Raw genomic sequence first — 12,874 nt, 5'->3', positions numbered from 1 at the left:
AGAGGGTGTAGCGGGCTGACGCGACAACGGATCCCGGTCCGCGCGGCGGGGCACGACCCTGCCGCGCGGGCTCCCGGCGGACCGGCACAGTCGGTGTGGCCGAATCCCACCCCGCGCCCCGGTCTCGCGGGCAACCGCACTCATCCCCGTCATACCCGCCCGGTACCGTACGCCCCATGGAATCATCCGGAACGAGTGCTGCCCATGCGAGCAGCACGCAGGCGGCGGGCATCAAGGACACAGCGCGCCGGCTGCTGGGGAAGGTGGGGGCCGCGGGGCTGACCCTGGACGCCGTCGCCGAGGGCGGCGGCCTGGCCCCCGCCGACGTGGCAGCCGTCTTCCCGCACCGGGACGACCTGCTGACCGCCCTGGTCATCGACGCCTACAACACCTCCGCGGCCGCGATGGAGCAGGCCGACCAGGCGGCCCGGGACGCCGGTGCGTCGGCGGGCGCGCGGCTCCTCGCGGTCACGCGGGCCCTGCGGCAGTGGTCCTTCGACAACACCGCCGAGTTCACACTGATCTACGGCTCGCCCGTTCCGGACTACCACGCCCCGCAGGACACCGTCCCGCCCGCCTCCCGCACCCCCGCGGTGCTGGCCGGCATCGTGCGGGCGGCGCTGGAGGCCGGGGACCTCACGCCGCCCCGGCGGCCGCTGCCCGGTCCCTCGCTGCTGCTGCCGGAGGCCGTGCAGCTCTTCGGCGGCGTACCCGAGGCTCCGTTCTCGGACATCATCGAGCGCGGCATCGTGCTGTGGAGCAACCTGATCGGGCTCCTGGTGTTCCAGGTCTTCAGCCGTACCCACGACAGCGTCCGGGACGAGCCCGCGTTCTTCGACTTCGCCATCTCCGTGGCGGCCGAAGGCATCGGACTCGAGGTCCCCCTGGACGACACCACCCGCTAGGAGCATCGACCGGACCGTCCGCCACGTGCGCGGCGCCGGTGGGGGGAATCAGGCCGTGAACACCACGAGAAACCTCTGCTTCGTCATCGAGGCGCTGTCCTCGTACGCCGCGCTCGTCTACCGGCTGGGCCAGGTACGGCGCAGCTGGCGGGACGGCGCCTACCGGGCGCTGGTGGCCACTCTGCTGCTCCAGTGCCTCACCTTCACCATGGGTGCCTTCGCCACGGCGAGCGAGTTCTTCCTGGGCGTCCACAATCTCGCCATCCTGGTGATGCACGTGTCGGCGGTCGCCTTCTGCGTCAGCGCCCAGATCATCCTGCTGGGCTGGGCGGCGACCGCGGCCCAGGAGGCGGCTCGGAAGACCCGCTACTGGCTGATCACCGGCATCGCCCTGGAGGCCCTGCTGATCGCGCTGTTCTTCGTCGCCGACGGCCCCGGCCGGCCCGCGTCGGACTTCGACACCGGCAGCGGCCAGCCGCTGGTCCTCACCTACCTCCTGGTCTTCATCGTGTCCCAGGCGGCTCCGTGCGTCACCATCTTCCGGCAGTGCGGCCCCTACGCCCGGATGACCGACAAGGCCTCGCTGCGGCGGGCCCTGCGGCTGCTCTCCGTCGCCGCGGTGGTCCTCTTCCTCTACTGCCTGGCGAGGACGGTGAACATCCTCACCGCCGCGGCCGGGCTGGACATCGGTCTCTGGACGCTCGCCGCGTCCGTCTTCAGCGCGGTGGGCATCGTCATCCTCTCCCTCAGCCTGACGATCTCCTCCTGGGGATCCTCCACGGCCAAACTGGTGGAGTGGGCGCGCAGCTACCGGTCGTACCGGGCCCTCTACCCGCTCTGGCGCGACCTGTACGAGTCCTCCCCGGACATCGTCCTGGAGCCGCCAGGCACCGCGGGGACCGCGGTCTCCGACCTCAACGACCTCAACTACCGGCTCCACCGGCGGGTCATCGAGATACGGGACGGCTGGCGGGACCTGCGGCCCTACATCGACCGCAGCCCGAACGGCGACGGTCAGGCGGACCCCCGCGCGAGCGAGGAGTCCCGGCAGGCGTTCGCCGAGGCCGCGCAGATCCGGCGGGCCCTGGACGCCAAGCGCACCGGCACCATCCCCGACGACAACAAGGACGCCGGCGACTTCGACGACCGTAACGCGGACAATTTCACCGCGGAGGTCGCCTGGCTCACCAAGGTCGCGTCGGCCTATCGTAGACTCAGCAAAGCGGGCTGAAGGCGGCCGGCGGGTCGCAGGGACCCGCTCGCCCTGCGCACGCCCGTCCGGAAAGCTCCCGCCCGGTCTGTCCCCCCGTCAGACCGGGCGGGTTTTCTTTCCCCCGTGCCACCGGGCGGGCCTCCCCCGTGCCCCCGTCCCGCCGGTGATCCCCCGTGGTTCCCCCGTACTCCCCCCGCTGATCCCCCGTTTCCCCCTCTTTTCTCTCTCTTCCTGTCGAGCCGGGCGGGTGTGTCTCGCCCGGCCTGGCCCGCCCCATCCCCCGAGGGACGGACCAGGCCGACAGACCGGCAACCAACTCGGCTACCCCCGTGAGCGAAGTTAGCTGGCAGCTATCGGCGGGGTCCACGTTGGCGGAGTCTCGGCCGATTGTCAACTGGCAGCTAATCTGCGAAACTGTGGGTTAGCCAAGGGCTATGCGGGGAGGTGACGGGAAGGAGATTCACCATGTCCGAGACTGACGACCGGCCCACGCTGGCAGTGCGGCTGGACGACCTCTTCAAGACGGTCCGTCCCAAGGGCAGGCACTGGACCAATGCCGAGGTGGCGGAGGAGCTGAAGCGGGCCAGCCCCGAGCTCAAGGTCGGGGGCGTCTATCTGTCGCAGTTGCGGACGGGCAAGCGCTCCAATCCCTCACCGGACCTGCTGGCCGCCCTGGCCCGCTTCTTCGGCGTGTCGGTCGCCTACTTCTTCGACGACAAGGTCGCCGAGTCGGTGCTCGGCGAGGTCGCCGCCATCGAGGCGCTGCGGCAGGCGGGGGTGCGCGCCGTGGCGATGCGGGCGGCCGGGATGAAGAAGGAGAATCTCCAGGCCATCACGGCCATCATGGACCAGTACCGCCAGATGCAGGGGCTGCCGCCCGTCACCGATCCCTCGGCAGCGGAGGAGGGTCACGGGGAGTGAGAGGCGCCAGGAAGGGACAGCCGGCCGATCAGGACCGCCGCAGCCGGCTCAAGAGGCTCCGCAAGGCCGGCGCGCAGCGGATCACCGAACTCGACCTGCCCGACGTGGCCGATGTCGCCGAGCTCTGCCGCCACCTGGGTGAGGTCCGCGACCGTCCCATCACCCTGGTGCCGATGCAGATGCCCGCGTCGCACCCGTGCGGCATGTGGGTCGCCGCGCGCGACGAGGACCTCATCTTCTACGACGCCAACACCACCAGCGCCCACCAGGAGCACATCATCTTGCACGAGCTGGGCCACATCATCTGCTGCCATCGCGGGGCCGGGTGGCTGGACGAGGCGAGTGCCCGCCTCCTCTTCCCCAACCTCGACCCCGACGTCGTGCGTGACATGCTCCTGCGCGCGACCTACGACGACGTTCAGGAACAGGAAGCCGAGATCATCGCCTATCTGCTCTCCCAGCGGGTGGGCGGCACCGAGGAACGGCAGGACGCGCCCGCGGCCGAGGACGCCCGGGACGAGGGGGACGGCACGGACGGCGCGGACTCGGGAAAGAACGCCATGCTCAGCCGGATCGAACGCACGCTGATCTGACGTGCGTCATCCAGCGCCCCGCGCATGCCGGCTCCCCGCGCGTCACTCGTCCCCCCGCGGAAGCCGCCTGTCCGCGCGTCACCCGTCCCACCGCGGACGACACCTCGCCGCGCGTCACCCGTCCCACCGCGGACGACACCTCGCCGCGCGTCACCCGTCCCACCGCGGACGACACCTCGCCGCGCGTCGCTCATCCCGCGGTGGACGCCACCTCCTCGGCCAGGATCGACACGGCCCGCCGGATGTCGTCCTCACGGTGTTCGCTGGTGACGAAGAACCGCAGCCTCGCGAGCCCCTCCTCCACGGCGGGGTGGAAGATCGGATCGGCGATGACACCGCGCTCGAAGAGCCGGTCCGCGACGCGCAGGGTCCGCGCCGAGTCGGCGAGGACGCACGGCACGATCGGGGTGTGGGCACTGGAGCCCGTCGCCAGACCCGCCGAGGCGGCCAGGCCGAGGAACAGCTCCGCGTTCCGCCGCAGCGTCCGCACCCGGTGCGGTTCCGCGACGATCAGCTCGGTGGCGGCCAGCGCCGCCGCCGCGTTGGGCGGGGTCAGGCCGACGCTGTAGACGAAACCCGGCAGTGTGTGCCGCAGCCACCGCACCGTCCGGGCCGAGCCGCCGAGGTAACCGCCGCAGCTGGCGAAGGCCTTGGAGAGCGTGCCCATCCACAGGTCCACGTCCGACCTGTCGACGCCGAAGAACTCGCCGACCCCGCGACCGCGGTCGCCCACGGTGCCGATGCTGTGCGCCTCGTCGACCAGCAGCAGTGCACCGTAACGCTTCTTCAGGTCGATGACGGCCGGCAGGTCGACCAGGTCGCCGTCCATGCTGTATGCGCCCTCGACGGCGATCAGCACCCGTCTGAACCGGGACCGGTTGAGCCTCAGCAGGTGTTCCAGCTGACCGGTGTCGTTGTGGCCGAACGGGCGCCGCGCCGCCCCGGACAGCGCGCAGCCCTGGAGGATGCTGTCGTGGGCTAGCGCGTCGTGCAGCACGAGGTCGCCCGCGCCAACGAGGTGCCCTATCGCGGTGACGTTGGTGGCGTGGCCGCTCACCAGCGCCAGGCAGTCCCCGACGCCGAGGAAGTCGGCGAGCGCCCGCTCCAGCCGTACGGTCAGGTCCCGTTCGCCGGAGAGCACCCGGCTCGCGGAGACCGAGGTCCCGTACCGGTCCACCGCCCGGTGCACGGCCTCGTTGACCGCCGGATGGCCGGAGAGTCCCAGGTAGTTGTAGCTGCCGAAGGACAGGTATCCCCGGCCGTCGATCGTGGTCGTGTCGCGGATGTTGCCCTGGTGGACCCGGAAGTACGGGAAGGCCGCACCGCTGTCGGCGATCGAGTCCAGGCGCTCCTCGAACCGGCGCACCTCGGGGAAGTCGTCGATGCGCTCGGTCCCGGCGGCGTCGAGGGGAGCGGCCGTGGCGGCGTCGGGGGAAGCGGCCGTGGCGGCCGGGCCCGCCGGGCCCGCCGGGGGCTGCGGTGGCGGCGGCTCACCGGGCGCCGGTCCGACGGCCGGGACCGGCACCGGCGCGCGCCCGCTCCCGGGTGGCAGCGGCTCGCCCGGGGCCGGCGGCGCCGTGAGGTGCGGGCCGGCCAGCGCGATCAGCCGTTCCACGGTGAGGCCGGGCGAGAACATCTCCTCGGTGCGGAAGCCCGCTATCCGCTTGCCGATGTTGACCTCCAGCTCCTGAAGCATCAGCGAGTCGAAGCCGAGATCGGTCACCAGCGCCATCCGCTCGCTCAGGTCGGAGAGGGGGATGACACCGGTCCGCGACACCTCTTCGAGGACGATGGACGCGGCGGGTGTGGCCGGTGCGGCAGGCGCGACCGACGCGACCGACGCGGCGGACACGGTGGGTGCGACCGACGCGGCGGGTGCCGCGGGTGCCGCGGGTGCCGCGAACGTGCTGAGTGTGGCGGATGCGGCGGGTGCGGCGGGTGCGGCGGACGTACCGGCCCCGGCAGGCGCGCCGCCGACCGGCTCCCGGACCACTGGCTCCCGGACCACCGGCGCCCCGCCGGCCTCCGGCGCCACCGTCCGGGCCGCCGGCACTCCCGTCAGCGCCACCTCCGGCGCCCCCGTCCGCGTCACCGCCTCGACTACCGGCACCGACTCCTGCACGGCCACCGGCCCGTGCTCGTCCCCGACCTCACGCGCCGACTCGTCCACCGCCCAGTGGTGGCGCGGGGCGAGCGGGCTCGGCGGCAGGGTGGACGGGGGTATTCGCTCTCCCGCCGGACGGAGCACCGAGCCCGTGACCACGCGCTGCGCGAGCCGGGCCAGCGCGGCCGTGTGGGCCTCGGCGGGCAGCGCGCCCGGTGCGGGGAGGACGGACTCCGGCAGCTCGGCGTCACGAGTGGGCGGCACCGTGCCGGCCACCTGTCCCGGCCCGAGAGCGCCGGTACGGCCCGCGGCCACGGCCTCGGCCGCCGCGGTCAGCTTGGTGACGGCGTCGGCGGCGTCCTCGGCGACGACCGCGAGACGTTCGGCGAAGGGAACGCGGCGGGACAGGGTGTCCGCCACACCGGCGAGCGGCGGTTCGTCGCCGGCGAGGGTGTCCGCGAGGTCCCGGGCGTAACGGGACAGGCCGGCCCGGTCGCGGGCGCTGAGCACCAGCAGGTGCGGCCCGCCGTCCGGTGCCGGGCGGTCCTGTGCCGTGGTGCACTCCTCCACCACCAGGTGGACACCGGTGCCGCCGAAGCCGAAGGCGCTCACCCCCGCCACGCGCGGCTGCCCGGCCTCCGGCCACCGGGTCGGGGCCGTCGGGACGGTCAGCCGCGCGGCGTGGAGCCCGGAGCGGTCGGCCAGGTCGAAGTCCGGCTGCGGCGGTATCACCCCCCGGTGCACGGCCAGGACGGTCTTGATGAGCCCGGCGAGCCCCGCGGCGTTGAGGGAGTGCCCGACGACCGCCTTCACCGCGCCGAGGAAGGCGGGCTCGCCCTGCTCACCGCGGAGTTCGCGCAGCGCACCGACCTCGACCGGGTCGCCGACCGTGGTCCCGGTGCCGTGCGCCTCCAGGTAACCGACCGAGTCCGGGGAGAGGCCGGCGTCGCGGTAGGCCCGGCGCAGCGTCCGGAGTTGACCGGAGGCCTGGGGGTGCATACCGCCCTGCACGGTCCCGTCGTTGGCCGTTCCCACGCCGCGGATCACCGCGTAGACCCGGTCGCCGGCCGCCAGCGCGTCGGCCAGCGGCCGCAGCACCAGGACACCGGCGCCCTCGCCGAGGACGAACCCGTCGGCCTCCGCGCCGAACGGCAGGCACCTGCCGCTGCGCGAGATGGCGCCGATCCGGCAGAGCCCCACCAGCAGGTCGGGGGTGAGCATCAGCTGGGCACCACCCGCGAGGGCGATGCGGCACCGGCCCGCGCGCAGGGCGAACACGGCGTTGGCGACGGCCATGAGCCCACCGGAGCAGGCCGAGTCCAGGGCATAGCTCTCGCCGTGCAGGTCTAAGACCGAACTGATCGTGTTAGGCCCCATGTTGAGCAGGAGGCCCGCCACGGACGAGCCGTGCAGCCCGTCGACGCCGCGGACCATCTCCAGCGGCCCGGGACCGGCCGCCCGCGCCCCGAACTCGCCACCGGCCAGCTGCCGCATCCGGATCTGCAGGGTGCTGATCTCGCGGTAGCCGCTCTCGGTGAGCGAGGTGATCACCGACGTCTCCTCGCGGTCGAAGCCGTCCGCCTCCCACCCCGCGTCCTGGATCGCCTCGCGGGCGAGGTCGATCAGCAGCCGGTGCTGGGGATCCATCGACCTGGCCCGCCGCGGCGGGATGCCGTAGTGCGCCGCGTCGAAGTGGCCCACGTCCGGCAGCAGCGCCATCTTGTCCGTGTAGGCCGAGGACGCGTCACGGAAGTCGTCGCTGAGGAAGGTGGCGCTGCGCCACCGCGCGTCGGGCACGGGGGAGAACTGCGCCCGTGGGGCGGTGAGGAGCCGCCAGTACTGGTTCAGGTTCCGCGCCCCCGGAAACCGGCAGGCCATCCCCACGATCGCGACGTCGGCACGCCGCGCCCCCGCTGAAGCCACTGTGGAACCCTTCGCTGTCACGGATGTCACCCGGCGGTGGCCAGTCGTTCACGCCACCAGTCCACGGTCGCCTTGACCTGCTCGTCGAGGGGGGTGGCGCGGAGGGCGAACGCGGCCTCGTACGCGCTCGCGTCCAGGACGAACGGGCGGTCGAACTGGTAGCGGACCTCCTTCAGTTCGCGCAGGAGGGGAGAGAAGAGCCCGGCGACGGCCAGCACGGCGGGCGGCAGCCCCCGCACCGCGACCGGCCCCGTCCCCGCCTGGGCGGCGAGGCGGTCGACCATCTCCCGGGTGGACAGCGCGGGTTCCGTGGGGACGTGCCAGGCCCGCCCCCAGGCGCGCTCCTCGCCCGCGACCTCGACCATGGCCCTGGCCACGTCGGGGAGGTAGCTCCAACTGTGCGGGGCGTCCGGGTCGCCGAGGGTGGAGACCGGCTTGCCGCGCAGCAGCCGGGGCATGACCCGCGCGGCGAGGTGCCCGCCGTCGGTCACGCCGGGCCCGAAGAAGTCCGAGGGCCGCACCTCGACCGCCCTGATGCGGCCCTGCTCGTGGAGCGTCCGCGCCTGCTCCCAGACGGCGGCGCGCACCCGCCCCTTGGGTCCTGTCGCGGCCGGCGGCAGGTCCTCGGTCAGCGGGCCGTCCACGGGACCGTAGCCGTAGAGGTTGCCCAGCATGACCAGGACGGCCCCGGTCGCCTCGGCCGCCGCGCAGAGCGACGAGGCCAGCGGCGGCCACTCACTCGTCCAACGGTGGTAGGGCGGTGCGGCACAGCCGTGGATCGCGGCGGCTCCCCGCGCGGCGTCGATCAGTCCCCTGCTGTCCGCCGCGTTCAGCGCGATGTGTTCGATGCCGGGCTCCGGGCTCCGGCCCGACCTGGTGATGACCCGTACCGAATGGCCCTTTTCGGCCAGCAGCCGAGCGGTGGCCGCACCCGCGGGCCCGAAACCTATGACGACTTGATGGCTCACGCGCGCACACTAGCGGAGGACTGTGTTGCTCTTGTGACGGGTGCGGGTCAAGCGGAGGCGGATGGTTAGGTTTCGGTCAGCCGCGCCGGGGTCCGGAGGTCACCGGCTCCGACCGCACCACCTGCGTTCATGTCGAACGCCACTAGCATGGGAGGTGCCTCACACAGGGACCGACGGCGACCGCGCGGGCTTCGGAGTGGCTTGAGTGAGACCGTCCGTCCCCTTCCGGTGCACCGTGCTGGCCTCGGCACCTCTGTCACCCGCCGGTGCGTACCTCGACGAGCAGCGAGCTGGGGATGCCGATGTCGGAGCAGGGAGCGCTGTGGCGGCGGCGGACCGTGCTGGAGCGCCAGTGGGCCCGCCACGTACCGGAGTTGAAGGCCACCGGCCGGCCGCGCGGTGGCGGTCTCGCGCTGCGTCACGAGGTCACCGAGTCCTGGATACGCTCCGTGGAGACGGTGGACCCGGAGCGGGACAGCGCGCCGGTGGCGAGGGAGGGCGTGCACGCGCTCTGGTCCCGCTCACCGCTGTACGGGCCGGTGCGCGACCTGGCCGACGAGCTGCGGAGCGTGGCGGAGGACGCGGGGTTCGTGGCCGCGGTGACCGACGAGTCCGGCACGATTCTGTGGACGTACGGCGGGCGGGTGATGCGGCGCCGCGCGGAGCGGGTGAACTTCGCGCCCGGCGGCTGCTGGGACGAGCCGGCCATGGGGACCAACGCGCTGTCGCTGGCCCTGCGCACCGGTGTGCCGAGCACGGTGTTCTCCGCGGAGCACCTGGTGGCGGCGCTGCACGGCTGGGTCTGCTACTGCGCGCCGATCCACGGCCCGGACGGGCGGGTGCTGGGCGTGCTCGACCTGTCGACGACGTGGGACCGTTCGCATCCGCTGGCCATGTCCACGGTGCGCATGATGGCGTCCGCGGTCGAGGGCGCGCTGCGCAGCCGGCACGAGGGTGCCGCGCGCGGGGGCGGTGGACGCGGCAGCGGCGGGCGTGGGGACGGTGCGCTCTTCTCAGGCCGCGGCGGCGGAGGCGGCGGTTCCGTACGCGGCGGTGCCGCCCGGGGCGGCCTCGAACTGACCTGTCTCGGCGGCGAGCGGGCGGCGCGGGACGGCGTGCCGCTGCACCTGCCTCCGCGGCAGCTGGAGATCCTGACGCTGCTGGCGCTGGAGCCGGCGGGCTGCTGCCCGGAGCGGCTGCGCGAGGCGCTGTACGGCGACCGGGCGGTCAGCGCGTCCACCTTCAAGGCGGAGGTGTCGCACCTGCGGCGGGCCCTCGGCGGGCAGGTCGCCACGCGCCGGTACGAGCTGACCGTGCCGGTGGTGTGCGACGCGGTCGAGGTGCTGCGGGCCCTGGAGCGCGGCGACACGACGCGGGCCGTGGAGCTCTGCCGCGGTCCCCTGCTCCCCCACTCGGAGGCCCCCGGGATCGTCGAGTGGCGGGAGCACATCGAGGTCGCGGTGCGGGAGGCGGTGCTGGCCAGCACCCGTCCCGAGCACGCGCTCCGCTACGGCGAGCGGGCGCCGTACGACGCCGAGATCCACACGCACGCCCTGCGGATCCTCGGGCCGAACGACGCGCGCCGCGGGATCGCCGCGGGACGGCTGACGTCCGCACTGCGCGGCTGACCCGGCCGACGGCTGACCGGACGGCCGACCGCCCCGCGCCGACCCGGCGCGCGCGCTGGGCGCGCTGAGCGCGCCGACCCACCGACCCGCCAACCCACCCATCGCCCCCCATCGCCCCACCGACCCACCGACCCACCGACCCACCGACCCACCGACCCATCGACCAAGCGACCCATCGACCAAGCGACCAAGCGACCGGTCGGTGGCCAGGGCCTCTGACCAGGTGGCCAACCTCCCGCCAACCTCCGTTGCGCACAGTGTGCCCGCGCCGCGGCGGCCGGCCCCGCCAAGGCACCCGACGGCCGGTCCGGCACGGCACGGGCGGCCGGTCCGGCACGGCGCGGCACCGGGGCCGGTCCCGCACGCACCCGCACACCTCTACCGGGAGGAGCAACCGCCATGGTCTACGCACAGCCAGGCACCGAGGGCAGCATCGTCAGCTACGCCCGGCGGTACGACAACTTCATCGGCGGCGAGTGGGCGGCGCCCGCCGAGGGCCGGTACTTCGAGAACCCGTCCCCGGTGACGGGTGAGGTCTTCTGCGAGGTCGCCCGCTCCACCGCCCCCGACGTCGAACGCGCACTGGACGCCGCGCACGCCGCCGCCGGGGCATGGGGCCGCACCTCCACCACCGAACGCGCGGTGATCCTCAACAGGATCGCCGACCGGATCGAGGAGAACCTGGAGAAGCTGGCCGTCGCCGAGACATGGGAGAACGGCAAGCCGGTGCGCGAGACGCTGGCGGCCGACCTGCCGCTGGCGGTGGACCACTTCCGCTACTTCGCCGGCGCGATCCGTGCCCAGGAGGGCAGCATCGCGGAGATCGACGAGGACACGGTGGCGTACCACTTCCACGAGCCGCTGGGGGTGGTCGGGCAGATCATCCCGTGGAACTTCCCCATCCTGATGGCGACCTGGAAGCTGGCGCCCGCGCTGGCGGCGGGCAACTGCGTGGTGATCAAGCCGGCCGAGCAGACCCCGGCCAGCCTGCTGCTGGTGATCGAGCTGATCGCCGACCTGCTGCCGCCGGGCGTGGTCAACGTGGTCAACGGCTTCGGGGTCGAGGCCGGCAAGCCCCTCGCGTCCAGCTCACGGGTGGCCAAGGTGGCGTTCACCGGTGAGACCACCACCGGGCGGCTGATCATGCAGTACGCCAGCGAGAACATCATCCCGGTCACGCTGGAGCTGGGCGGCAAGAGTCCCAACATCTTCCTGCCCGACGTGACGGCGGCCGACGACGACTTCCTGGACAAGGCCGTCGAGGGCTTCGTGATGTTCGCCCTCAACCAGGGCGAGGTCTGCACCTGCCCGTCCCGGGCCCTGATCCCCTCCTCGATCTACGACGAGTTCATGGCCCGCTGCCTCGCCCGCACCAAGGCCATCACCGGCGGCGACCCGCTGGACCCGGCCACCATGCTGGGCGCGCAGGCCAGCAACGACCAGTACGAGAAGATCCTCTCCTACATCGACATCGGCCGGCAGGAGGGCGCGGAGGTGCTGACCGGCGGCGGCACCCGCACGGTGAAGGGCCTGGAGGGCGGCTACTACATCGAGCCGACCGTCTTCCGCGGCACCAACGACATGCGGATCTTCCAGGAGGAGATCTTCGGCCCGGTCGTGTCCGTCACCACCTTCGACTCCGTGGACGAGGCGCTGAAGATCGCCAACGACACGCTGTACGGGCTCGGCGCGGGCGTGTGGACCCGGGACGGCGGCGCCGCCTACCGGCTGGGCCGGGGCATCAAGGCCGGCCGGGTGTGGACCAACTGCTACCACGCCTACCCGGCGCACGCGGCGTTCGGCGGGTACAAGAACTCCGGGATCGGCCGGGAGAACCACAAGATGATGCTGGACCACTACCAGCAGACCAAGAACCTGCTGGTCAGCTACTCCCCCAAGAAGCTGGGGCTGTTCTGATGGACGCCACCGGCGACCCGCCCGCCACCGGCGCCTCGTCCGCGGCGGAGGGTCCGCCCGCCGCGGGCGGCCCGCCCGCCCGTGTCGGGCTCACCGCCGCGGCGGAGCGACTGGTCCTCGACCTCACCCGGCGGCACGGCCCGTTGATGTTCCACCAGTCCGGCGGGTGCTGCGACGGCAGTTCACCGATGTGCTACCCGCGCGGTGAGTTCCGGGTCGGGGCCGCGGACGTGCTGCTGGGGCACGTCGCCGAGGGGACCCCGTTCTGGATGAGCGCGAGCCAGTACGCGTACTGGAAGCACACCCACCTGACGGTGGACGTGGTCGACGGACGGGGCAGCGGCTTCTCCCTGGAGGCGCCCGAGGGGGTGCGCTTCCTCCTCAGGTCCCGGTTGCTCACCGAGGAGGAGCTGACCGCACTCGACGCCCAGCCGCCGCCCCTGACGGGCGACCGCCTGGAGGGCGGCGCGGGCCCCACGGCGGGCGCGCCCTGACGCCGTGCCGGGCCCCGGCGGCGCGCCCGGGGCCCGGCTTTGGCGGAGCGCCCGGGCCCCTCCCGGCCTCCGGCCGAGCGCCCGGTTCGTTCGCCGGGCTGCTCCGCCTCGTGCGGTGGGACGGCAGGGTACGGTCGGCGGCACGGGCCCGGGGCACCCCAGGCAGCCCCCGGCCACCCCCAGCGACCCCAGCGGCAAGGAGCACGGG

General features: G+C 73.3%; 9 protein-coding genes. 7 read left to right on the top strand and 2 right to left on the bottom strand.

Annotated features, from left to right (window positions below):
• Positions 1–176 precede the first annotated feature (176 nt).
• The 4 genes from ACSMXW_RS26035 (at position 177) to ACSMXW_RS26020 (ending at position 3,632) form a co-directional block, all read left to right on the top strand.
• Positions 177–905 carry a TetR/AcrR family transcriptional regulator gene (locus ACSMXW_RS26035; protein WP_485799814.1) on the top strand — a complete coding sequence of 243 codons (729 nt, stop codon included), beginning with the start codon at positions 177–179 and terminating at the stop codon, positions 903–905.
• A gap of 55 nt (positions 906–960) precedes the next feature.
• A complete protein-coding gene (locus tag ACSMXW_RS26030) occupies positions 961–2,136 on the top strand; it encodes an MAB_1171c family putative transporter (protein ID WP_485799813.1) in 1,176 nt (391 codons plus the stop codon).
• A 447-nt stretch (positions 2,137–2,583) separates the two neighbouring features.
• Positions 2,584–3,039, top strand: a complete 456-nt coding sequence (locus tag ACSMXW_RS26025; protein WP_485799812.1) for a helix-turn-helix domain-containing protein — start codon at positions 2,584–2,586, stop codon at positions 3,037–3,039.
• Entirely contained in the window at positions 3,036–3,632 is a 597-nt protein-coding gene (locus tag ACSMXW_RS26020; protein ID WP_485799811.1) for a toxin, read from the top strand. The genes ACSMXW_RS26025 and ACSMXW_RS26020 overlap by 4 nt, the downstream gene beginning before the upstream one ends.
• Positions 3,633–3,822: 190 nt before the next feature.
• On the opposite strand, the gene ACSMXW_RS26015 is transcribed toward ACSMXW_RS26020, so the two are convergent.
• Together ACSMXW_RS26015 and ACSMXW_RS26010 are read right to left on the bottom strand one after the other, a co-directional pair.
• A complete protein-coding gene (locus ACSMXW_RS26015) occupies positions 3,823–7,659 on the bottom strand; it encodes an aminotransferase class I/II-fold pyridoxal phosphate-dependent enzyme (RefSeq protein ID WP_485799810.1) in 3,837 nt (1,278 codons plus the stop codon).
• A gap of 26 nt (positions 7,660–7,685) precedes the next feature.
• Positions 7,686–8,627: an NAD-dependent epimerase/dehydratase family protein gene (locus ACSMXW_RS26010; RefSeq protein WP_485799809.1), complete on the bottom strand. Its 942-nt coding sequence runs from the start codon at positions 8,625–8,627 to the stop codon at positions 7,686–7,688.
• A 302-nt stretch (positions 8,628–8,929) separates the two neighbouring features.
• On the opposite strand from ACSMXW_RS26010, the gene ACSMXW_RS26005 reads away from it, so the two are divergent.
• The 3 genes from ACSMXW_RS26005 to ACSMXW_RS25995 all read left to right on the top strand — a co-directional run bounded on the left by ACSMXW_RS26005 (position 8,930) and on the right by ACSMXW_RS25995 (position 12,666).
• A complete protein-coding gene (locus ACSMXW_RS26005) occupies positions 8,930–10,255 on the top strand; it encodes a GAF domain-containing protein (RefSeq protein ID WP_485799808.1) in 1,326 nt (441 codons plus the stop codon).
• Between the two features lie 399 nt (positions 10,256–10,654).
• Complete coding sequence (gene adh / locus ACSMXW_RS26000) at positions 10,655–12,172, top strand: aldehyde dehydrogenase (protein WP_485799807.1); 1,518 nt, start codon at positions 10,655–10,657, stop codon at positions 12,170–12,172.
• Complete coding sequence (locus ACSMXW_RS25995) at positions 12,172–12,666, top strand: DUF779 domain-containing protein (protein ID WP_485799806.1); 495 nt, start codon at positions 12,172–12,174, stop codon at positions 12,664–12,666. Before adh ends, ACSMXW_RS25995 begins: the two co-directional genes overlap by 1 nt.
• Positions 12,667–12,874: the final 208 nt, after the last annotated feature.

Source organism: Streptomyces sp. DSM 116793 (assembly GCF_057320905.1).
The sequence above is the reverse complement of the archived record's forward strand: the minus strand, read 5'-3'. Positions and strand labels throughout refer to the sequence as shown.